The sequence below is a fragment of the Klebsiella sp. M041 genome (assembly GCF_059759695.1).
In genome coordinates this window covers 34,930-57,289 of record NZ_JCAXWU010000005.1, presented here as the reverse complement: position 1 = coordinate 57,289, position 22,360 = coordinate 34,930, and the positions used below count along the sequence as shown (strand labels likewise).

Sequence of the window (22,360 nt, the reverse complement as noted above, 5' to 3'; positions counted from 1 at the left end):
GGTACGCATTTTGCCTGTTAATCAGTGACACTTTATTTAACAGGGATCATGTGATGCACAAAACGACGTTATTTTCGCGTGCCGGTCGTCTCGCCGTGGCGGTGAGCGGCGCACTGGCCCTGGCGGGCGCCGCCTTACCTGCCAACGCCTCCACGCTGCGGATCGCCATGACCGCCGCGGATATTCCGTTGACCCTCGGCCAGCCGGATCAGGGCTATGAGGGCAACCGCTTTACCGGCATCCCGCTGTACGACGCGCTGGTGGAGTGGGATCTGTCGCAAGGGGAAAAGCCCAGCGGTCTGGTGCCGGGGCTGGCGACCGAGTGGCACATCGATCCGCAGAACACCCGCCGCTGGATTTTCACCCTGCGTCCGGGGGTGAAATTTCATGATGGGAGCGAGGTGAACGCCGACGCCATCGTCTGGAACGTGGATAAGGTGCTCAATAAAGCAGCGCCACAGTACGCCCCGGGTCAGATCGGCAACACCCTGTCGCGGATGCCGACCCTCGCCGGCGCGGAGAAAATTGACGATCACACCGTGGCGCTGACCACCTCGGAACCGGACGCGCTGCTGCCGTACAACATCACCAACCTGTTTATTGTCTCGCCCACGGCGTGGCAGAAGCAGTATGACGCGGTGCCGGCCAGCGCGGGCGATAGCGCCGCGCGCAGCAAACAGGCGTGGACCGCCTTCGCCGCCCATGCGGTGGGCAGCGGCCCGTTCAAACTGGAGAAGCTGGTGCCGCGTCAGCAGCTGATCCTCGCGAAAAATCCCGACTACTGGAATAAAGATCGCATTCCCCGGGTGGATAAGGTGGTGCTGATCCCCTTGCCGGAGGCTAACGCCCGCACCGCGGCGCTGCTGTCGAAGCAGGTGGACTGGATTGAAGCCCCGGCGCCGGACGCCATCGATCAGATCAAGTCTCAGGGTTTTCACCTCTACGCCAACACCCAGCCGCACCTGTGGCCCTGGCAGTTCTCCTTTGAAAAAGGATCCCCGTGGCAGGACATTCGGGTGCGTAAAGCGGCCAACCTGTGTCTGAACCGCGCCGAGCTGAAGAGCTACCTCGGCGGCTATATGACCGAGGCCACCGGGGTCTACGAGGCCGACAGCCCGTGGCATGGCAAACCCACCTTCCAGATCAAATATGACCCGGACGCCGCCCGTCAGCTGATGACCGAGGCCGGATACAGCGCCGGCAAGCCGCTGCACGTCACGGTGGCGACCTCGGCTTCCGGCTCCGGGCAGATGCAGCCCTTGCCGATGAACGAGTATATCCAGCAGAGCCTGAAGAGCTGCTTCTTCAATGTGGATATCAAAGTGGTGGAATGGAACACCCTGTTCACCAACTGGCGTCTGGGCGCCCGGGATCCCTCGGCAAAAGGGATCGACGCGATCAACGTCAGCGCCGCGGTCAACGATCCCTATTTTGGCCTGATCCGCTTCTCCACCGCCAAAGCGTTTCCGCCGGTGGCGACCAACTGGGGCTACTTCTCCACTCCGGAGACGGAAAAACTGGCCGCCGCCGTCAAGCACGCCTTTACCCCGGAAGCGATGAATAAAGCCGCCGGCGAGCTACACGCCGCGCTGGTGGATCAGGTGCCGTTCCTGTTTGTCGCCCACGACGTCGGGCCGCGCGCGATTTCGCCCGCGGTGACCGGGGTGGTGCAACCGCAGAGCTGGTTTATCGACCTCAGTCTGGTGAGCAAAAAAGAGTAATCGCGAAAGGGGCGACCGATGATCAATACGCTGCTATACCGCATTCTGCTGGCTATCCCCACCATGCTTGGGGTGGCGGTGATCTGTTTCATGCTGGTGCAGATAGCGCCTGGCGACCCGCTGGTGTCGGTAATGCCGCCGGACGCTTCGGAGGCGCTGCGCCAGACGTTGATGCAGGCTTACGGCTTTGATAAGCCGCTGCCCCTGCAGTTTATCCACTGGCTGTGGCGGGCGCTGCACGGCGACCTCGGTATGTCGGTCGCCACCGGCCGCCCGGTTATTGACGAGGTGATGACCGCGGTAAGCTACTCCCTGCGCCTGGCGCTGCTGGCGACGGCGATCGGTTTCGTCCTCGGCAGTCTGTTCGGCTTTGTCGCCGGCTATTTTCGCAACAGCGTCATTGACCGTCTGGCCTCGGTGTTGTCGGTGTTTGGCGTCAGTGTGCCGCACTACTGGCTGGGGATGCTGCTGGTGATCCTCTGCAGCGTCAAGTTCGCGCTGCTGCCGGCCACCGGCGGCGGGCCGATAGGCGAGGTGGGCTGGCAATGGGACTGGGCGCACCTGCAGTTCATGCTGCTGCCGGCCATCACGCTGTCGGTGATCCCGACCGGGATTATCGCCCGCACCGTGCGCTCGCAGGTCGCCGATATCCTCAGCCAGGAGTTCATCGTTGGCCTGCGCGCTCGCGGGCTCAACGAGTCGCGCATCTTTGTCCACGTCATGAAAAATGCCGCGCCAACCGCGCTGGCGGTGATGGGGCTGCAGGTGGGCTATCTGATGGGCGGCTCGATCCTCGTGGAGACCGTCTTCTCCTGGCCGGGAACCGGACTGCTGCTCAACACCGCCATTTTTCAGCGCGACCTGCCCCTGCTGCAGGGCACCATCTGGGTGTTGGCGCTGTTTTTCGTATTGCTCAACCTGTTGGTGGATATTCTGCAGACCACCCTCGACCCGCGCATAAAGAGGAGCTGACCATGGTGGATACGGCAACGACGAAAGCGGTCCCGGCCGCGCCGGCCAACGCTTCCCGGCAAGGTTACTGGCGCGGCGTGCTGCGCCGCTTACTGCGCGACCCGGGCGGGGTATTCGTCGGCGCGATCATTCTCGTTCTGCTGGCCCTGGCGCTGTTCGGGCCGTGGCTTATCGTCAAAGACCCCTATCAAACGTCGATGTTCCTGCGCCTGAAGCCCATCGGCAGCGACGGCTTCCCGCTGGGCTCTGATGAGCTGGGGCGCGACATGCTGTCGCGACTGATCCTCGGCACCCGGCTGTCGCTGTTTATGGGGATTGTCCCGGTGGTGTTCGCCTTTTTTATCGGCGGCGCCATCGGGATCATCGCTGGCTACATGGGCGGCAAAATCAATACCCTGATCATGCGCACCGTGGATGTGTTCTATGCCTTTCCCTCGGTCCTGCTGGCGATTGCGCTGTCGGGGGCGCTGGGGGCGGGCATCGGCAATGCGCTGTTGTCGCTGACCCTGGTGTTTGTCCCGCAGGTGGCGCGGATTGCCGAGAGCGTGACCGCCCAGGTACGGCATATGGACTATATCGACGCCGCCCGGGCCACCGGCGCCAGCGCGTTGACCATTATCCGCGTCCAGGTGCTGGGTAACGTGCTCGGGCCGATCTTCGTCTTCTCCACCGGGCTGATTTCGGTGTGCATGATCCTCGCCTCCGGCCTGTCGTTTCTCGGCCTCGGCGTGCGGCCGCCGGAGCCCGAGTGGGGGCTGATGCTCAATACGCTGCGCACGGCAATCTATACCCAGCCGTGGGTGGCCGCCCTGCCGGGCCTGATGATTTTTATCACCTCCATTTCGTTCAATATCCTCGCGGACCGCCTGCGTGCGGCAATGGCGATTAAGGAGTAAGCGATGCAACCCTTTACCAATATCGACCTCGGCGGGCCGGCGCAGCCGCTGCTGAAGGTCAATCACCTGCTGAAGTACTTCCGCGGCGGCAAAGGCCGGGAGGTGGTCCAGGCGGTGGACGATATCAGCTTCACGGTGATGAAAGGCGAAACCCTGGGGGTGGTCGGCGAGTCGGGCTGCGGCAAATCGACCACCGCCCGGCTGCTGATGCAGCTGCTCACCCAGGACAGCGGCGAACTGATCTTCGACGGGCTGGGGGTCGGCTCGTCGCGTCTGCCGCTGAAAGCCTACCGTCGCCAGGTGCAGATGGTTTTCCAGGACAGCTATGCCTCGCTCAATCCGCGCCTGACCATGGAGGAGAGCATCGCCTTCGGCCAGCGGGTCCACGGCGTCAGCGCCAGAGAGGCCAGCGAATACGCCCGCTATCTGCTGGCGCACGTTGGCCTTGAGCCGGCGCGCTTCGCCGACCGCTATCCCCATGCGCTCTCCGGCGGCCAGCGGCAGCGGGTGAATATCGCCCGCGCGCTGGCGATGAAGCCGCGGCTGGTCATTCTTGATGAAGCGGTGTCGGCGCTGGATAAATCGGTGGAAGCTCAGGTGCTGCAGCTGCTGCAGGAGCTGAAGCGGACCCTCGATCTGACCTATGTGTTTATCAGCCACGATCTGCACGTGGTGCGCTGGCTGTCGGATCGGATCCTCGTCATGTACCTTGGCGAAGTGGTGGAGATCGGCCCGGCGGAGCAGCTGTTTACCGCCTCCGCCCATCCCTATACCCGGGCGCTGTTAAGCTCCATGCCCTCCATGGATCCGCAAAACCGCACCCTGACCTCGCCGCTGAGCGGCGATCCCCCCAGCCCCATCGCGCCGCCGAGCGGCTGCCGCTTTCACACCCGCTGCCCGCATGCGAAGGCGGTCTGCGCCGAAGTGAAACCGCGGCTGGAGGCGGTCGGGGAGGGGCACCAGAGCGCCTGCCTGATGGCGCAGCCGGCCTCGCCCTGGCATCAGAGCATCCCTCTTAAGGAGGTCAGCCATGTCGCATAACGCCTTTGTCCATGTGCGCGACCTGCGGGTCGTCTTTCGCCGCGACGGACAGACCATCAACGCGGTCAACGGGGTCTCCTTTGACGTACAAAAGGGGGAGGTGATGGCGTTGATTGGCGAGTCGGGTTCCGGCAAGAGCGTGACCCTGCGGGCGCTGATGCGCCTGCACCCGCCGGGGAGCAGTGAGCTCTCCGGCACCCTGCGGGTGGGGGACGACGCGGTGCTGACGATGAACGCCAGCCAGCTGCGGCGCTATCGCGGCGGGCGCTGCGCGATGATTTTTCAGGAGCCGCTTCTGGCCTTCGATCCGGTCTACACCGTCGGCCAGCAGATTATAGAAGGGCTGCGTCGCCACGAAGGGCTGTCGCGCCAGGCGGCCCGGGACAGGGCGCTGGAGGCCCTGCGCCAGGTGCGCATTCCCAGCCCCGAAAGGCGGCTGGAGGCTTACCCGCACGAGATGTCCGGCGGGATGCGCCAGCGGGCGATGATCGCCCTTGCGCTCTCCTGTAACCCGCAGCTGCTGCTGGCGGATGAGCCGACCACCGCCCTCGACGCCACGGTGCAAATCCAGATCCTGATCCTGCTGCGCGAGCAGCAAAAGCAGCGCGGGCTGTCGATCGTGTTTGTGACCCACGACATCGGCGCCGCGGTGGAGATTGCCGACCGGGTGGCGGTGATGTACGCCGGGCGGATCGTTGAGGAGGCCGCCATGAGCGAGATCCTGCGCCACCCGCGCCATCCTTATACCCGGGTGCTGCTGGGCAGCCGGCCGAAAGAGGGGCTCAAGAAAGGCGATGCCCTGCACTGCATTCCCGGCGCGCCGCCGGATCTGGCGCGCTTGCCCCCCGGCTGCGCCTTTGCCGAGCGCTGTCCGCACCGTCGCCCGGTCTGCGAGCAGAGCCTGCCGCCGACGGAGGCCGCAGCGGAGCGCCACACGGTGAGTTGCCACCGCTGGCGCGAGCTGGCGATTGACGCCCACGCGCAGGCCCTGGCCGTCTGACCGACGGCAACACACTCTACAGATGAAGGCCAGGCGCTGATGCCTTATTTTCCACCGCCGGTTGCGCTGGCGGCGACCTTGATGTCAGGAGACCACCATGAGCAGTGATGTACTTTTTACCCCCGCCACCGACACCACCCGCTGGCGCATCAATGGCGACCGCCTGTGGGCGTCGTTAATGGATCTTGCTCAGATCGGCGCCACGCCGAAGGGCGGCTGCCGCCGTCTGACCCTCACCGACCTCGACCGCCAGGGGCGGGACCGGGTGATTGGCTGGGCGCGGGAGGCCGGGATGAGCGTCACCATCGATAAAATCGGCAATGTGTTTATGCGCCGGGAAGGGCGCAACCCCAGCCTGCCGCCCATCGTCTCCGGCAGCCATATCGACACCCAGCCCTCCGGCGGCAAATTTGACGGCAACTACGGCGTGCTGGCGGCGCTGGAGGTGGTGCGCACGCTCAACGATCGGCAGATTGCCACCGAGGCGCCGATTGAGGTGGTGTTCTGGACCAACGAAGAGGGGTCGCGCTTCGTGCCGGTGATGATGGGCTCCGGGGTCTTTGCCGGGGTCTTCCCGCTGGAGGAGACCTGGGCCGTCACGGATAAAGAGGGCATCAGCGTCGGCGAGGCGCTGGCGCAGATCGGCTATATCGGCGAGCAGACCCCGGGAGAGCATCCCATCGGCGCCTATTTTTAGGCGCACATTGAGCAGGGACCGATTCTCGAAGATGAAGCGAAAACCATCGGTATCGTGCAGGGCGTGCTGGGGATCCGCTGGTACGACTGCGTGGTGACCGGCCAGGCGTCGCACGCCGGACCCACGCCGATGCGCCTGCGTCAGGATGCCCTGCAGGTGGCGACCCGCATTATGCAGGAGGTGGTCGCCATTGCCGGGCGCAGCGAAGAGGGACGCGGCACCGTCGGCAGCGTGCAGGTGTGGCCCAACAGCCGCAACGTGGTGCCCGGGGAGGTCACCTTCTCCATTGATATGCGCAATCTCAGCGATGCGCTGGTGGATGAAATGGATCGCCAGCTGCGGGCGTTTATCACGGAGGTTGAGCGGGAGAGCGGTCTGCAGGTGGCCCTGAAGCAGGTGAGCCATTATCCGGCGGCGCCGTTCGATAGCGAATGCCAGCAGGCCATTGCCGATGCCGCGCAGCGGCTGGGCTACCCGGCGCGACCGATTGTCTCCGGCGCCGGGCATGACGCCGTGTATATGAGCTACCTGGCGCCGACCGGGATGATTTTTATTCCCTGCAAGGACGGGATCAGCCATAACGAAATGGAGTATGCCTCGCCGGAGCACGTCGCCGCCGGGGCCAACGTGCTGCTGCAGGTGATGCTCCAGTACGCCCGGCCGGTGTAGGCGCTCATCCTCCCCGGCGGGGCGACGCGTCAGGTCAGGCGCGGCTCCCGCTCCCTGCGCCAACCCGCTGGCGGCCAAATTTGCGCGAGCCCACCACGCACAGCACCACCCCGAGGGTGACCGCCAGCATCAAGGGGCTGACGGTTTCGTGCAACAGCGCCGCCGACAGGCCAAGCCCAAAGAACGGCTGCAATAGCTGGAGCTGGCCGACGGCGGCGATCCCGCCCGCGGCAAGCCCTTTGTACCAGAAGATAAAACCAATCAGCATGCTGAAGAGCGACACATAGCCCAGCGCGGCCCAGGAGGAGGTCGATATGGTGCGCCAGGAGGCGGGCTGAACCATCAGCGAGGCGGGGAGCATCAACGGCAGGGCAATGAGCAGCGCCCAGCAAATCACCTGCCAGCCGCCGAGCTCCCGGGTCAGCTTTGCCCCTTCCGCATAGCCGAGGCCGCAGGCGATCACCGCCGCCAGCATCAGCAGATCGCCGCTGAGCGACGCCGCCGCACTTTGCGTCAGGGCGAATCCCATCACCAGCAGGCTGCCCAGCAGCGAAAAGATCCAGAAAGCCCGCCGCGGACGTTCGCCGCCGCGCAGTACGCCGAAGAGGGCGGTCATCAGCGGCAGCAGGCCAATAAACACAATCGAATGCGCCGAGGTGATGCGCTGCAGGGCCAGCGCCGTGAGCAGGGGAAAGCCGATCACCACCCCGGATGAGACGATGATCAGGGGCACAAGCTGCGCCAGGCGCGGGCGTTTCTGACGAAAGCCGACCAGCAGGGCGACGGCAAGCAGCCCGGCGATGGAGGCGCGCAGAAAGGTCAATAACAACGGATCCATATCCTGCACCGCCAGCCGCGTCGCGGGCAGCGAACCGCTAAAAATGATCACCCCCAGTAAACCATGAAGCCATCCGGACCAGGGGCCGGGCGCCGATTTATCCAGTGTTGAATCTACCACGTTAACCTCGCGTTATCTGATTGGGCTGCGCCCGCTTGAGCATCGTCAGCGGCGATGGTAATGTGGCCAATCTGATACAATCAAATTATTGTCATAGATACATTTCACGATGAAAGCCCGATACAAAGCCGTTGTCGACCGATACGCGCAGGCGATCCGCAGCGGGCAGCTGCCCGCCGGCAGCCGTCTGCCGACGCACCGTACCCTGGCCGCCGAGGAACGCCTCTCGCTGGCCACCGCCACGCGCGTCTACCGTGAACTGGAGGAGATGGGGCTGGTCAGTGGCGAAACCGGGCGCGGCACCTTCGTGCGGGACCTCTCGCTGCCGCCGGGGCATGGGGTCGACCAGCAGGCGGTGGCCGCCGACGTCGTGGATCTTAACTTCAACTACCCTTCGCTGCCGGCGCAGGGCGATGCGCTGCGCGAGGCGCTCAGGCAGCTGGCGATGGCGGGCGATATTGACTCGCATCTGCGCTATCAGCCTCACGCCGGGCGGCTCGCCGAGCGGGAAATCATCGCCCGCCATTTGACCTGCCGGCACTTTGCGCCGGACGCGGAAAATGTCCTGATCGTCAACGGCGCGCAGCACGGGCTGGCGGTGACCGTTATGGGGCTGTTACGTCCGGGGGATGTGGTGGCGGTGGATGCGCTGACCTATTCGGGCTTCAAGGTGCTGGCGGCGCTCTATCATCTGGAGCTGGCGGCGATCCCCTGTCGGGCCGAGGGGCCTGACCTGCAGGCGCTTCACACGCTGTGCCAACAGCGGCGGGTGCGGGCGGTGTATACCATGCCGACGCTGCACAATCCGCTGGGCTGGGTGCTCAACGCCGGGCAGCGGCAGGCGCTGGCCGACCTCGCGCGCCAGCACGATCTGCTGATTATCGAAGATGCCGCCTACGCCCGGCTGGTGAGCCGTCCGCCGCCGCCGGTGGTCAGCTATGCGCCGGAAAGAACGGTGTATGTCACCGGATTTTCGAAAAATATCGCCACCGGACTGCGCGTGGGGGTGGTGATTTCTCCGCCGCGCTATCGGCCGGAGATTGAGCGCGCCATCCGGGCCACGACGTGGAATACGCCGACGCTGATAAGTTCGCTGATCTGCGCCTGGATTGAAGATGGCACGGTGGCCCGCTTTGAAACGCAGAAACGACAGGATGCGCGACAGCGGCAGCAGGTGGCCCGCGAGGTGCTCTGCGGCCTTCCCGTTGTGAGTCATCCCGATTCGTACTTCGTCTGGCTGCCGCTGGGCGAAGAGAGCCGGGCCGACCGGCTGGCGAATGCGCTGATGGAACGCCGTATTTCGGTGTCGACCGCCGAGCCGTTCTGCGTCTCCGCCACGATCCCACAGGCGCTGCGCATCGCGCTCGGTTCGGTGCCTTTCGACAGCCTGCGCCCGGCGCTGCTCAACGTGCGTGACGCCGTCGAGTATGAGCAATCCCGCTAACCCATCTGCTCCAGCTGGCCGCGCAGGACTTCCACCCCCCGGGCGATGGCGTCGGGGTTAATGGCGTGGAATCCCATGCGAAAGTAGTTATCCGGCGGCGCGGCGTTGAGAAAATGGCGCGCCCCGGGCTCAATCAGCACGCCGGCGTGGGCGGCGCGCCAGGTAAGCTGCTGGGTGTTGATCTGCGCCGGGGTCTGCAGCCAGAAGGCGTTAGCGTGTTCGCTCCCCGCCAGCGCGCGGCACGACGGCAGGTAGCGCTGCAGGGCGGCGTGCAGGCGCTCCCAGCGCTGGGCGGAGTCGTAGTGGTAGCGCCGCAGATGGGTTTCATAATGGCCCTGGGCGAGGAAGTGGGCCATCTGGTACTGAATGTTGGTCGGCGGATGGCGATAGACCAGCCGGCGCAGGGCGCGCGCCTCGTCGATCAGGTCCGGGTCGGCGACCATAAACCCCAGCCGCAGCCCCGGCGACAGCGCCTTTGACAGGCTGCTGACATACACCACCCGGCCGCTGCGATCGCTGGCCTTCAGCGCCGGCAGCGGGTTTTGGGTAAAGTTACTCTCCGAGTCATAATCATCTTCAATGATCACCGCGTCATGGCGGGCGGCATGCTCCAGCAGCTGGCGGCGGCGCGCGCTGCTCATCGCCACGCCGGTGGGCACCTGGTGGCCGGGGGTGACATAGTAGTAATCGCAGGGACGCTCATTAAGCACGATCCCCTCTTCATCCACCGGGTGCGGCGCTACCTCGGCGTCGGCGAGCAGAAAGGTGTTGATGGCTTCGCGAAAGCAGGGGTTTTCGACGCCAATGCGGGTGGTGGAAGAGAGCAGCAGCCGTGTCAGCAGGTAGAGGGCGTTTTGCGAGCCCAGGGTGATGAGAATTTCGTCCGGGGCGGCGACAATGCCGCGCTTGGGCAGCACCCGGGTGCGGATCTGCTCGATGAGCATCGGCACATCCTGGTCAATATGGTCGACCACCCACGCCGGATCGCGCACCCCGCCGTGCAGCCAGTTGGCCGCCGAGCGCCAGGTAGCCAGCGGGAACTGCCGGGTATCGGGCTGGCCGTAGATAAACGGGTAGCGGTAGTGCATCCAGCCCGCCGGTTTGAGGATCGACTCCTGCTGGCTGGGGGTCATCTGCAGCCGGTCGCCCCAGCGTGGTGCAGCCGCTTCGCGCTGCGGTGCACTCTCGACCGCGGGAGGCGAAGCGTCGTGATAGTCGGGATGCAGGTAGTAACCGCTTCGCGGGCGGCTTATCAGATAGCCCTCGTTGACCAGGCTTTCGAACACCAGGGCGGTGGTATTGCGCGAGACGCGCAGCTGGCTGGCCAGCTGGCGGCAGGAGGGCAGCGGGGTGTCGGCGGCGAAGATCCCGCTGAGAATGGCATTCACCAGCGTCTCTCGCACCTGCTCCTGCAAACCGCGGCCAGGCTCAAAATCAACGTGTAACAGGTGACGGATCATACGGGGCTCCTCTGGCAATAACGCATCGCGACCACCCCATAAGCTCAGCAAATTCCATACCACCCTTCCGCCATCTGACACAGCGATGCGGCCCATCTGGCTCTATACGGAATTGCAAAACGCTCCCACATTAAAAACGCATTCAGCCGCCGCGGACCGGAACCTCCCGGCCTCTATTTTGCATAAACCTTTTCGCGTTCTGGAATGAACCCGTCTGGCCCATCCATCAGGGGTGAAATAATGAAAAAATCATTGGCATCAATGTGTCTGAGCGCTGTATTAACGGTTGCTTTTTCTTATCACGCCGTCGCGGCCGATCTGCCGGAAATAGAAAAATCCGGCACCCTGAAAGTGGCGACGGAAGATGATTATGCGCCATTTAACTTTATGAATAATGGTCAGGCCGATGGCTTTAACAAAGATATGCTTGAGGAGTTACGTAAATACGCCAAATTTCATGTCGACCAGAGCATATTACCGTGGACCGGATTATTAGCGGCCGTCTCCACCGGACAATACGATATGGCCTTGACCGGGGCGGTTATTACCGATGAGCGGCTGAAGGTCTTTGATTTCACCCCGCCGTGGGCCTCCGCGCAGCACTATTTCGTCAAACGCGCTGGCGATACCTCGCTAAACACCATTGCCGATCTCAGCGGCAAAAAAGTGGGCGTGCAGGCGGGCAGCGCGCTGCTGGCGCGTTTGCCGGAGCTGAAGGCGATGCTGGAGAAGACCGGCGGCAAGCTGGGGCCGGTGGTGGAGTACCCCTCCTATCCGGAAGCCTACGCCGACCTGGCGAATAAGCGGCTGGATTACGTGATTAACGTGGTGATCTCGGTAAACGACCTGGCGAAAGCCAAACCGAAGGTCTTCGCCAAAGGGCTGGCCGTCTCCGGACCGGGCTATATGGCGTGGCCGATCCCGAAAAACTCGCCGCAGCTGCTGGCCTATATGACCAAGTTTATGAACCACATGAAGGAGACCGGCAAGCTCGCCGAGCTGCAGAAAAAGTGGTTTGGCGAAACCTATGACAACCTGCCCACCGAGGCGATCACCAGCCCGGAACAGTTTCATAAGCTTGCCGGTCTGTAATGTTCCGCGGCGGGCGACCGCCGCCTGTTGCTGAGAAGGAGGGCCTCATGGATGCAATTTCCTGGCAGTTATTAATCGAAGGCGCATGGACGACCCTCTGGATTTCGGCCATCGCTATCGCCTTCGGGGTGGTGGCGGGGCTGCTGATCGCCCTGGTGCGGATGCTGCGCCTGCCGGTTATCGACCAGTTGTTGGTGGTCTATATCAGCCTGGCCCGTGCGACGCCGCTGGTGACGCTGGTGCTGTTTCTGTTCCTTTCCCTGCCCACGATGGGCATTAACCTCGACAAGAACGTGGCCGCCATCGTGGCGCTGACGCTTAACACCTCGGCGTTTAACGCTGAGATCTGGCGCAACGCCTTCCGCACCTTTCCGCGCGAACAGCGGGAGGCGGCGGAATCGGTGGGAATGCGCCGCTGGACCTACTTCCGCTACATCATGCTGCCGCAGATGTGGATCGAGAGCCTGCCGGCGCTGGTCAATGAGATGTCGTTTTTGATCAAAGGTAGCCCGGCGATCGCCGTGATCGGCGTGGTGGATCTCACCCGGGTGACCAACCGTATCTCCTCGGTCACCTACGAGCCGCTGTCGCCGATCCTCGCCGCCGGCCTGCTGTATGTGGCGATCATCGGCTGTTTATTGAAGCTGCAGGGGATTGCGGAACGGAAAGCCAGGCGCCTGGCGCGCTAGCAACGGGAGGTATTATGAATCAGTGGGGCGTTATCTGGTCGGTACGCGATAGCTTTATTGCCGGGTTATTCGCGACCCTCGAACTGTTTATTACCGCCGCCCTGGCGGCCCTTATTATCGGTATTGCGCTGTGTTATTTTAGCGAATATCAAAAGAAAGTCCTTAACCGGGTTATCATTGGTTTCGTCAGCCTGATGCGCGCGATCCCTTTTTTGATCCTCGCCTATCTGCTGTATTACGGACTGCCGCAGCTCGGTATTAGCATGGAGCCGTGGACCGCCGGTTTACTGGCCCTGATTATTTATCATGGCGCCTATTTCTTTGAAATATTGCGCAGCCAGCGGCGGGTATTTTCCGGCGGGTATATTGAAGCCGCCATTGCTCAGGGCTTTTCTCGCTATGCCATTTTTCGGCGGATTATTTTACCCAATATCGTCTCTTCCGCCTTACCGCTGATCGGCAATCAGCTGATTATCTGCCTGAAGGACACCGCTTTCCTGAGCATTATTACCGTTCAGGAGATCACCGCCGCCGCCAACAGCGTCCAGGCGACCTATTTTATTCCGTTTAACGCCTTTATCGTCGCCATTGGGCTTTACTGGGCGATCAGCATTCTGCTGGAGCTGCTGATTAAGCGCCTGACCGCCTGGGGAACCAAAAGAGGAATGAGCCATGCCTGAGTCTATTGCCGTAAGCGTCAAAAACGTCTCCAAGCAGTTCGATAATGTGGAAGTCCTGCGGGATATTAACCTGACGGTGGAGAAGGGGACCGTGGTGAGTATTCTCGGCTCGTCCGGGTCGGGAAAATCCACCCTGCTGCGCTGTATGAACTGGCTGGAACAGCCGGACCGCGGCGAAATTCATATCGGCGGTCAGCGGCTGGGGATTGATGAACAGCGCGGCCGGGCGATGTCGCACCGCCAGCTGGCGAAAATTCGCGAGCGGGTGGGGATGGTGTTTCAGAGTTTTAACCTGTGGCCGCACCTGACCGTGCAGCAGAACGTCAGCGAGGCGCTGCTGCGCGTTAAGGGCATGAAACGAGACGAGGCGCAGGCCATGGCCATGCAGCAGCTGGAGAAAGTCGGCATGGCGCACAAAGCCAATGTCTACCCGATCACTCTCTCCGGCGGGCAGAAGCAGCGGGTGGCGATCGCCCGTTCGCTGGCGATGTCGCCGGAAGTTATCCTCTTTGACGAACCGACCTCGGCGCTGGATCCGGAGCTGGTGAACGAGGTGTTAGGGGTGATGAAAGCCCTTGCCGCCGAGGGCTACACCATGGTGGTGGTGACCCACGAGATGGATTTTGCCCGCCAGGTGTCCAATGAGGTGGTGTTTCTGGAGAAGGGACTGCTGATTGAGAAGGCGCCGCCGGAGAAGTTTTTCACGCAACCTGACTCCGAACGCGTCAGGAAGTTTCTGCAAAGCAGCCGCTAGACCGGTCTGTGCCCCCTGCCGGCAGCGCCGGCAGGGGGAGCGTCGGGTTTCGCTTAATCCCGGTCGATGGCGAACGGCTGCCACGCCTGGCGCACCGGCATCACCTCCACCCGGTTAATGTTCATATGCGCCGGCAGCGTGGCGATATAAAACATCTGCTCGGCGATATCGCGCGCGCTCAGCGGCGTGGTGCCGCGATAGAGCTTATCCGATGCCGCCTGGTCGCCCTTGGTGCGCACCAGGGTAAATTCGGTCTCGGCAATCCCCGGCGCCAGATCGGTGACCCGCACGCCGGTGCCAAGCAGATCGCAGCGCAGGTTATAGCTGAACTGTTTTACAAAGGCCTTGCTGGCGCCATAGACATGGCTGCCGGGATAGGGCCATTGCCCGGCGATCGAGCCGATATTGATAATGCTCGCCCCGGCGCCATGGCGGATCAGCGTCGGCAGCAGGGCGTGGGTCATCGTCACCAGACCGGTGACGTTGGTGTCGATCATCGTTTTCCAGTCCTCCAGCGCCACCTCCTGCGCCGGCAGCGGCGACAGCGCCAGCCCGGCGTTGTTGATCAGGGTGGTGATATCGGCGAAATCGGCGGGCAGCGACGCCACCGCCGCAGCCACCGCCTCGCTGTCGCGAACGTCAAGCTCAATAATATGCACCGGCACCTGGGCGGCGAGTCTGTCCTGCAAGGCCTTCAGTCGCGGATAGCGGCGCCCGCTCAACACCAGCGACCAGCCCGCATCGGCAAACACCTGCGCTGCCGCTTCGCCAAAACCCGAGGTCGCCCCGGTGATAAACACTACGTTGCTCGTTGCCATCTCATTCTCCTGTGCGGTTGTCCCTTCACTATAAAAACGCCGGACGGCAAGGCACAGGGCCAGACGACGGGCGGGAATGTGACACCGTGTCACATCGTTTTGCGCACACTGGCTCTATCCGATTTGCGCGGCCGCGGCCAATGATGAAGTCAACCACTACGACATGAGAGAGGGCAGGGTATGAAGCTGGCAATTCACAACGAGGTCGCGGTAAGCAATGACGAAGTTCGGCAGTTGGATCGCGCCTATGTGTTTCATTCATGGTCGATGCAGGGCAATCTCAACCCGCTGGTCATCGCCGGGGCGCAAGGCTGCGAGCTATGGGATTATGAGGGGAACACCTGGCTCGACTTCAGCAGCCAGCTGGTGAACGTCAACATTGGCTATCAGCACCCCCGGGTACTGGCGGCCATGAAGGCGCAGCTGGAGACCCTGGTCACCATCGCGCCCGCTACCGCCAACCTTGCCCGCGGCGAAGCGGCGAAGCGCATCGTCGACCTGGCGCCGGCGGGCTTCAGCAAGGTGTTTTTCACCAACGCCGGGGCGGATGCCAATGAGAACGCGATTCGCATGGCGCGGCTGTATACCGGACGCGACAAGGTGCTGTCGGCCTATCGCTCCTACCATGGCAACACCGGCAGCGCGATCGCCGCCACCGGCGACTGGCGCCGGGTGCCGAATGAGTTTTCCCGCGGCCATGTGCACTTCTTCAATCCTTACCTTTACCGCAGCGAGTTCAACGCCGCAACCGAGGAGGAGGAGTGCCAGCGCGCGCTGGCCCATCTGCGGCGGATCATTGAATGCGAGGGGCCGACGGCTATCGCGGCGATCCTGCTGGAGTCTATCCCCGGCACCGCCGGGATCCTCGTGCCGCCGGCAGGCTATATGCAGGGCGTGCGCGCGCTGGCCGACGAGTTTGGCATCGTGCTGATCCTCGATGAGGTGATGGCCGGCTTTGGTCGTACCGGCAGCTGGTTCGCCTTCGAACAGGATGGCGTGGTGCCGGATCTGGTGACCTTTGCCAAGGGGGTTAACGCCGGCTACGTGCCGGCGGGCGGGGTGCTGATTAGCGAGCCGATTGCCCGCTATTTTGACGATCACTTCTTTGCCGGGGGGCTGACCTACTCCGGCCATCCGCTGGCGATGGCGGCGATTGTCGCCACCATCGACGCGATGAAAGAGGAGAAGGTGGTTGAGAACGCGGCCTATATCGGCAACGAGGTGCTGCGCCCCGGTCTCGAGGCGCTGGCGGAGAAGCACGCCATTATCGGCGAGGTGCGCGGTCGCGGCCTGTTCCAGGCACTGGAGCTGGTGAGCAGCCGTGAACAAAAAACGCCGTTGACCGCCGCCGACATGGCCGCGATCAAAGGGGCCCTGACCGAAGCCGGGCTGCTGGCCTTTGTGGTGGAGAACCGCATTCATGTGGTACCGCCGTGCACCATTACTGCTGAGCAGGTGGCGCAGGGGCTGGGGATTTTTGATGCGGTCTTCGCCCGCTTTGCCAGCCTGGCGAAGTAGGGGAGGGTAGCGGAAGCGACCGCCGGACGGTTCCCTCTCCCTCCGGGAGAGGGCCAGGGGGAGGGGAAGCGCTGCCGTGTGGTTTTTTATGTTATCTGTGGCTTCAGCGTAGTTTGCGCTCCCGGCTAATCGTCTGCGTTATGTCAATTCCGGGCAGATTGCGCTCCCGGTTAATTTTCTGCGTTATGTCTCTTACGGCGCAGGGAGCACACAGGGGGCGGCCAGTCGCCGCCGCCCCCTGTACCCCCGGCCTGCCGGGAACGTCTCAGCGATTTTGAGGCCGCCAGCACCGGCAGTTTCAGCAACAATGGTGAATAAATTAACGACAGGTCGTAAGAACGTAGGCCGGGTAAGGCGCAGCCGCCACCCGGCAAAATAACGGCACAACCGGAAATGTCCTTGTTCGCACTGCGCCTGGCAGGGCTACAACTTCTATGTTAATTCCGGGCAGATTGCGCTCCCGGTTAGTCTTCTGCGTTATGTCCCTTATGGCGCAGGGAGCGCACAGGGGGCGGCCAGTCGCCGCCGCCCCCTGTGCCCCCGGGCTCCGGCCAGCAAAATCGCCGCTGCGCGGTCCCTTCGACTTATCCCTGCAGGCCCCGGCCTTCCGGGAACGTCTCAGCGATTTTGAGGCCGTCAGCACCGGCAGTTTCAGTCGCACAAGTGGGTGAATCAACGACAGGTCGCACGAACCCTCCAGGTCGGGTAAGCGAAGCGCCACCGACAAAACGACGGCTCCTCCGCTGACCTCACTTCATCCGGTGTTCCCCGTTGAGCAGCGCTTCGCGATCGAAAAAGCGCTGGATCACACCCTCCGCCATAAACGCCGCCCGATCGGACATATGGGCGATGACGTCGGCATCGTGGCTGACCAGCAGATAGGTCATGCCGTGCTCCTGTTTCAGGCGATTAAGCAAATTGAGGATTTCCGCCTGCACCGACATATCCAGCGCCGAGGTCGGCTCATCCAGCAGCAGGATCTGCGGACGCAGCAGCAGGGCACGGGCAATGGCCACGCGCTGCCGTTGACCGCCGGAGAGCTGGTGCGGATAGCGGCGTGCGGCGTCGGCGGCCAGACCCACCTGCTCAAGGGCGGTGGTCACCCGCGGGGCAACGTCGCGGATGCCGTGGATCTGCAGCGGCTCCGCCAGGGTGCGCCACAGGGTGTGGTTGGGATGCAGCGAAGCATACGGATCCTGAAATACCATCTGCACATTGCGTCGCAGCTCGCCCTGAAAGCGGGCGCCCGGCGCGATGGCCTGGCCCAGCAGCGCCACGCTGCCGCGCCATTCGCGCTGTAATCCGGCGAGCACGCGCAAAATCGTCGATTTGCCGCAGCCCGAGGCGCCGATCAGGCTGAAGGTTTCCCCGGCGTCGACACGGAAACTGGCGGCGGAAACCGCCGTCTTCGCGCCGAATGTTACCTGTAGATCCTTAAGATTAACGATCGCCATGGGTCGTCTCCGTAAAGTCCTGGGTTCTGTCGAGGGTCGGCAGCATCTGACCGTAGGTTTGCGCATTTGGCCGGCAGGTCCACAGGGTGCGGGTATAAGGGTGCGTCGCGGTCGGCAGCGCCCGCGCCGGCATCTCATCGACCTGTCTCCCCTGGTACATCACCAGCACGCGATCGCAATGCGCGGCCACCAGCGGTAGATCGTGGCTGATCAGTAACATGGCCATCTGCCGCTGCGCGCACTGCTCCACCAGCAGCTCGAGGATCTGGTTGCGCAGGCGGGCGTCAAGGGCCGAGGTCGGCTCGTCGGCTATCAGCACCCTCGGGTTATTGAGCAGCGCGAGGGCGATCATCACCCGCTGCCCCATCCCGCCGGAGAGCTCGCCGGGATAGCGGCTGAGGACCGCGAGATCCAGACCGACGGCGGCGATGGCGTCTTTGACCGCCTCGGCGCGAGCGCGGCGGCTGAGACGCTGATGCAGGGTTAACGCCTCCTCCAGCTGCGTCTGAATGGACTGCACCGGATTCAGCGCATAGCGCGGATCCTGCAGCACCATGGCGATATCGTTGCCGCGCAGTTCGCGCCAGCCGCGGGCGCTGAGGGTCAGCACATCGCGCCCCAGCACCTCCAGCCGTTCGGCGCTCACCACCCCGGGCTTGCGCACCAGGCCCATCAGCGCCCGGGCGGTCATCGATTTGCCGGAGCCGGATTCCCCCACCAGCGCCAGCCGCTCGTTGCCGAGGGTGAAGCTGACGTTGTCCACCACCCGGGCTGTGGGGTAGTCGACGGCGAGTCCCTGGACGGTCAGTCGGATGTCAGTCATGTTGCGGCTCCAGAATATCGCGCAGGCCATCGCCCAGCAGGTTAAACGCCAGGCTGGCGAGCAGGATCGCCGCGCCGGGGATGGCGGCGATCCACCACTGATCGAAAATCACCTGCATCCCGTCGGCAATCATCGCTCCCCACTCCGCCATCGGCGGGCGGGCGCCCAGGCCGAGAAAGCCGAGCCCGGCGGCGGCGAGGATAATGCCAGCCAGATCGAGCGCCAGCCGGACAATCGCCGACGGCAGACACAGCGGCAGAATATGGCCGACCAGCAGCCGCCGGCCGCGGATGCCCAGCATCTCCGCCGCGGCGAGATAGTCGCTATGGCGCAGGCGCTGAATTTCGCTGCGCGCCTGACGGGCGTAGGCCGGCCAGGTAGTCAGGGCTAACGCCAGCGCGCCGTTGACCAGCCCCGGGCCGAGCATCGCCACGAACGCGAAGGCGAGGATCAGCCGCGGCATCGACATCACCACGTCGGTAAAGCGCATCAGTATCCGCTCCAGCCACCCGCCATAGTAGCCGGAGAGAATACCCACCAGCAGACCGACGGGCAGGGTAATGGCGGTCACCAGCGCGACCAGACCCAGCGCCGGACGGGCGCCGTAGAGCAGGCGCGACAGCAGATCGCGGCCGTAGCTGTCGGTGCCGAGCCAGTGCCCCGCGCCCGGGCCCTGCAGGCGGGCGGCGGCATCCTGCCAGTTAGGATCGTGCGGCGCCAGCCACGGAGCGAACAGCGCGGTCAACACCAGCAGGATCACCAGGGTCAGGCCGCTGAAGGCGGCGGGTGAGCGGCGCAGACGGCGCAAAAACAGATAAGTCGGCATCAGCGCACCCTCGGGTCGGTTAACCGCACCAGCAGGTCGGTCAGGTTATTGATCAGCACAAAACTCACGCCGATCAGCAGCGTGCCGCCCATGATCGCCGTGGTATCCCCGGCGAACAGCGCGGTGGTGAGGTAGCGACCGATCCCCGGCCATGAGAAGACGGTTTCGGTGAGCACCGCCCCTTCGAGCATTGAGGTCCAGGCGAGGGCGGTCACCGTCAGCAGGGTGCCGCGGATATTGGGCAGGACGTGGCGCAGCAGAATCGTCATCTCACCGGCCCCTTTGGCCCGCGCCAGCAGAATGTACTCTTTGTTCATTTCACTGAGACAGGCGGAGCGGGTCAGACGGGTGATGCTCGCCAGCGAGTAATAGGCCAGAACCAGCCCCGGCAGCAGCAGATGGCCGATAGCATTTTTGAAAGCCGCTGTATCGCCGGAGAGCCAGGTGTCGATCAGCGCAAAACCGCTGCGCGGCTCGACGGTGTACTGATAAATATCGTCGAGACGACCCGGGCCCGGCGCCCACTGCAGCCGGGCGTAGAACAGGGCCAGCATCAGCAGGCCGAGCCAGAATATCGGCACCGAGTTGCCCAACAGGGTAAAGGTGCGCACCGCCAGATCCCACGGCGAACCGGCGTAACGGGCGCACAGCACCCCGGCGACGATGCCCAGTATCGCGCCGACGATCAGCGCCAGGGTCGCCAGCTCAAGGGTCGCCGGGAAGACCGCCAGCAGATCGTGGAGCACCGGCTGGCCGGTGGCGCTGGCGATACCGAGATCGCCATGGGCCAGGTTGACCAGATAGTGCCAGAACTGCACCGGCAGCGGCTGGTCGAGGCCCAGCTGATGGCGAACCTGATCATAGGTCGACTGGCTGGCATGGTCGCCGACGATCTGCAGTACGCGGTCGACCGGCGACAGCGCGGAGAGCGAGAAGGTGACCAGCAGCAGCCCGAACAGCGTCAGCAGCAGCGTCAACAGCCCCTGCAGCAGGCGGGTAAGATGAGTGGAAAACGATGGCATGGAAAATGGAAATTCCTGGTATATCAACATGGTTCCCGGCGGCGCGACGCCCACCGGGTCCGGGTGGAAAAACGGTCATCCGGGCAGGGCGAGACCGCCGTGCCCGGTAACATAACCCGCTTACTTGGTCACGTTATCGTACCAGACCATGTCGGCGTTCAGCCCCTGCTGATAGCCCTTCACGTTATCGCGCACCACGATCTGGGTTTTCCCCTGGTCAATAAAGACGTATGGCGAATGCTGCAGCAGGGTTTCCTGCATCGTTTTGTACAGGTCGAGGCGTTTCGCCGGGTCCGGCTCCGCCACCGCGGCGAGGGTGGCTTTATTCAGCTCAGGGATCTGCCAGCCGTTGAGCCCGGCCACGGTGCTGGATTTACCATCGTTCCACGCGAAGGCGCTGGCGTTGGAATGGGCATCAAAGTAGTCGGGGATCCACAGGCGGATCGCCGCCTGATGCTGCTTCGCGCGCACCCGGGCATAGACCTGGCTGCCGGCGGCCGGCAGGAGATCCACCTTCACCCCGCCCTGGGCAAAGCTGGCCTGCAGCGACTGGGCGATGGTGATAAACGGCGGTTTGTTCTCCACGTCGAGGGTGAAGTGCGCATCCTTAATGCCCGCTTTATCAAGGATAGCCTTAGCTTTTTGCGGGTCGAAGGCGAATGGATTGGTCTCCAGCGCCCCCGGCAGGCCGGCCGGCAGGAAGCTTTGGTGAATAAAGTACTGGCCTTTCAGCAGATTTTTGGTGATGCCCTCATAATCGACCAGCCAGCGCGCCGCCTCCCAGAAGGCCGGATTATTGAGCAGCGGGTTGGCGCTGTTGGCGGTATTAAACACCAGATAGTTCTGTTCGGCGGACGGGATGCTCAGCACCTTCACGCCGGGTTTATCCTGCAGGGCGGCAATCTGGTCAGCGCCGAGATCGCGGGCCACGTCGGCATCCCCCTGCTGGATCAGCAGGCGGCGGGAAGCCGGGTCGGGGACGTTTTTAATAATGATGCTCTTGATCTTCGGCGCGCCGGTGGGGGAGCTGGCGTTGGCCTCCAGCACGATGGCCTGATGCGGCTGGTAGACGCGCATTTTATAGGCCCCGCTGCCCGCCGAGTGCATCTTCAGCCAGTCGTTGCCGAAGTCGTTATTTTTCGCGTTCGGCGCCACCTGTTTTTCATCAACGATAGAGGCGATGGGAGTGGAGAGAATATTCAGCGCCACCGCCGGGCTGACGTCGGCAGTCCAGTGCAGCGTCAGGGTATGGTCGTCAACCTTTTTCAGCTGGCTGGCGATGTTGTCCGGCTGCCAGCCGAGCACGTTGAGAATAAACGCCGGCGATTTATTCAGCGTCACCGCGCGGGTGTAAGAGAAAATCACATCTTCCGGGCGCAGCGGATTACCGGAGGCGAATTTGGCATCCGGCTTCAGTTTGATGGTCAGGGTTTTCGTCGCCGGGTCGGCCTGCCAGCTTTCGGCGAGGATCGGCACGATTTTTTCAGGGTTGTTGCGGTCCGGCTGTACCAGGCGCTGGTAGAGGCTGGGCACCGTCTGAATGCTGGAGAGTTCGTTCGCTTCCGCCGGGTCGAGGCTGACGATATCGTCGAGACCCTGGGCGACCACCAGCGTGTTGGGCGGCGTGGCGGCATGCACGGCGGCGGAGAGCGCCGTCAGTACCAGTAAAGGCAACAGTTTCTTGGTCATATGCAATCCCTGAAAAATGGTTATTTTAATTTTTTATGCTTCGCTACGTTAGGCCGCTTGCCAAAAGGCGTAAAGTCAAAATAAGGATATCCTTATGCTAAAAACGCATAATCAAGAACGACAGGTTATTGCCAGGC

The 22,360-nt window shown here is 63.2% G+C and carries 19 protein-coding genes and 1 pseudogene; 12 read left to right on the top strand and 8 right to left on the bottom strand.

Annotated elements, in window-relative coordinates; genetic code table 11:
* The first annotated feature begins 53 nt into the window (after nucleotides 1–53).
* From AC6CWS_RS07560 to AC6CWS_RS07535, 6 genes and pseudogenes are all read left to right on the top strand, one after another.
* Nucleotides 54–1,721, top strand: a complete 1,668-nt coding sequence (locus AC6CWS_RS07560; protein WP_023288739.1) for an ABC transporter substrate-binding protein — start codon at nucleotides 54–56, stop codon at nucleotides 1,719–1,721.
* Nucleotides 1,722–1,739: 18 nt separating this feature from the next.
* Entirely contained in the window at nucleotides 1,740–2,693 is a 954-nt protein-coding gene (locus tag AC6CWS_RS07555) for an ABC transporter permease (protein ID WP_023288740.1), read from the top strand.
* Between the two features lie 2 nt (nucleotides 2,694–2,695).
* On the top strand, nucleotides 2,696–3,589 hold the full coding sequence (locus AC6CWS_RS07550) for an ABC transporter permease (RefSeq protein WP_023288741.1): 894 nt from the start codon (nucleotides 2,696–2,698) through the stop codon (nucleotides 3,587–3,589).
* Between the two features lie 3 nt (nucleotides 3,590–3,592).
* The gene (locus AC6CWS_RS07545) at nucleotides 3,593–4,630 is read left to right on the top strand and encodes an ABC transporter ATP-binding protein (protein WP_065882581.1); all 1,038 of its coding nucleotides are present in this window, start codon (nucleotides 3,593–3,595) and stop codon (nucleotides 4,628–4,630) included.
* Nucleotides 4,620–5,630: an ABC transporter ATP-binding protein gene (locus tag AC6CWS_RS07540; RefSeq protein ID WP_044521499.1), complete on the top strand. Its 1,011-nt coding sequence runs from the start codon at nucleotides 4,620–4,622 to the stop codon at nucleotides 5,628–5,630. Before AC6CWS_RS07545 ends, AC6CWS_RS07540 begins: the two co-directional genes overlap by 11 nt.
* A 97-nt stretch (nucleotides 5,631–5,727) precedes the next feature.
* Nucleotides 5,728–6,996: pseudogene (locus AC6CWS_RS07535) on the top strand (Zn-dependent hydrolase).
* A gap of 34 nt (nucleotides 6,997–7,030) precedes the next feature.
* Here AC6CWS_RS07535 and AC6CWS_RS07530 read toward each other — a convergent pair.
* Nucleotides 7,031–7,939: a DMT family transporter gene (locus AC6CWS_RS07530; RefSeq protein ID WP_065882597.1), complete on the bottom strand. Its 909-nt coding sequence runs from the start codon at nucleotides 7,937–7,939 to the stop codon at nucleotides 7,031–7,033.
* 124 nt (nucleotides 7,940–8,063) lie between these two features.
* On the opposite strand from AC6CWS_RS07530, the gene AC6CWS_RS07525 reads away from it, so the two are divergent.
* A complete protein-coding gene (locus AC6CWS_RS07525) occupies nucleotides 8,064–9,398 on the top strand; it encodes an aminotransferase-like domain-containing protein (protein WP_065882579.1) in 1,335 nt (444 codons plus the stop codon).
* Here the strand turns inward: AC6CWS_RS07525 and pdxR are convergent.
* On the bottom strand, nucleotides 9,395–10,858 hold the full coding sequence (pdxR, locus tag AC6CWS_RS07520) for a MocR-like pyridoxine biosynthesis transcription factor PdxR (RefSeq protein ID WP_023288747.1): 1,464 nt from the start codon (nucleotides 10,856–10,858) through the stop codon (nucleotides 9,395–9,397). The genes AC6CWS_RS07525 and pdxR overlap by 4 nt on opposite strands.
* A gap of 240 nt (nucleotides 10,859–11,098) precedes the next feature.
* Here pdxR and AC6CWS_RS07515 point away from each other — a divergent pair, with 240 nt between their 5' ends.
* From AC6CWS_RS07515 to AC6CWS_RS07500, 4 genes are read left to right on the top strand one after another with little or no spacing between them, the layout of a single operon-like run.
* The gene (locus AC6CWS_RS07515) at nucleotides 11,099–11,950 is read left to right on the top strand and encodes a transporter substrate-binding domain-containing protein (protein WP_022631237.1); all 852 of its coding nucleotides are present in this window, start codon (nucleotides 11,099–11,101) and stop codon (nucleotides 11,948–11,950) included.
* A 47-nt stretch (nucleotides 11,951–11,997) separates the two neighbouring features.
* Nucleotides 11,998–12,639 carry an amino acid ABC transporter permease gene (locus tag AC6CWS_RS07510; RefSeq protein WP_002893187.1) on the top strand — a complete coding sequence of 214 codons (642 nt, stop codon included), beginning with the start codon at nucleotides 11,998–12,000 and terminating at the stop codon, nucleotides 12,637–12,639.
* A 14-nt stretch (nucleotides 12,640–12,653) separates the two neighbouring features.
* Nucleotides 12,654–13,319: an amino acid ABC transporter permease gene (locus tag AC6CWS_RS07505; protein ID WP_065882578.1), complete on the top strand. Its 666-nt coding sequence runs from the start codon at nucleotides 12,654–12,656 to the stop codon at nucleotides 13,317–13,319.
* Entirely contained in the window at nucleotides 13,312–14,073 is a 762-nt protein-coding gene (locus tag AC6CWS_RS07500; RefSeq protein WP_498256397.1) for an amino acid ABC transporter ATP-binding protein, read from the top strand. The genes AC6CWS_RS07505 and AC6CWS_RS07500 overlap by 8 nt, the downstream gene beginning before the upstream one ends.
* Nucleotides 14,074–14,126: 53 nt before the next feature.
* On the opposite strand, the gene AC6CWS_RS07495 is transcribed toward AC6CWS_RS07500, so the two are convergent.
* Entirely contained in the window at nucleotides 14,127–14,891 is a 765-nt protein-coding gene (locus tag AC6CWS_RS07495) for an SDR family NAD(P)-dependent oxidoreductase (RefSeq protein ID WP_023288749.1), read from the bottom strand.
* Between the two features lie 180 nt (nucleotides 14,892–15,071).
* On the opposite strand from AC6CWS_RS07495, the gene AC6CWS_RS07490 reads away from it, so the two are divergent.
* Nucleotides 15,072–16,409, top strand: a complete 1,338-nt coding sequence (locus tag AC6CWS_RS07490; protein ID WP_032455038.1) for an aspartate aminotransferase family protein — start codon at nucleotides 15,072–15,074, stop codon at nucleotides 16,407–16,409.
* A 749-nt stretch (nucleotides 16,410–17,158) separates the two neighbouring features.
* Here AC6CWS_RS07490 and AC6CWS_RS07485 read toward each other — a convergent pair.
* The 5 genes from AC6CWS_RS07485 to AC6CWS_RS07465 form a co-directional block, all read right to left on the bottom strand.
* The gene (locus AC6CWS_RS07485; protein WP_032455040.1) at nucleotides 17,159–17,863 is read right to left on the bottom strand and encodes an ABC transporter ATP-binding protein; all 705 of its coding nucleotides are present in this window, start codon (nucleotides 17,861–17,863) and stop codon (nucleotides 17,159–17,161) included.
* Nucleotides 17,850–18,686 carry an ABC transporter ATP-binding protein gene (locus AC6CWS_RS07480; protein ID WP_080901318.1) on the bottom strand — a complete coding sequence of 279 codons (837 nt, stop codon included), beginning with the start codon at nucleotides 18,684–18,686 and terminating at the stop codon, nucleotides 17,850–17,852. The genes AC6CWS_RS07485 and AC6CWS_RS07480 overlap by 14 nt, the downstream gene beginning before the upstream one ends.
* On the bottom strand, nucleotides 18,679–19,512 hold the full coding sequence (locus AC6CWS_RS07475) for an ABC transporter permease (protein ID WP_065882576.1): 834 nt from the start codon (nucleotides 19,510–19,512) through the stop codon (nucleotides 18,679–18,681). Before AC6CWS_RS07475 ends, AC6CWS_RS07480 begins: the two co-directional genes overlap by 8 nt.
* On the bottom strand, nucleotides 19,512–20,534 hold the full coding sequence (locus AC6CWS_RS07470; protein WP_065882575.1) for an ABC transporter permease: 1,023 nt from the start codon (nucleotides 20,532–20,534) through the stop codon (nucleotides 19,512–19,514). The genes AC6CWS_RS07475 and AC6CWS_RS07470 overlap by 1 nt, the downstream gene beginning before the upstream one ends.
* Nucleotides 20,535–20,654: 120 nt before the next feature.
* On the bottom strand, nucleotides 20,655–22,223 hold the full coding sequence (locus AC6CWS_RS07465) for an ABC transporter substrate-binding protein (protein ID WP_065882574.1): 1,569 nt from the start codon (nucleotides 22,221–22,223) through the stop codon (nucleotides 20,655–20,657).
* Nucleotides 22,224–22,360 lie beyond the last annotated feature (137 nt).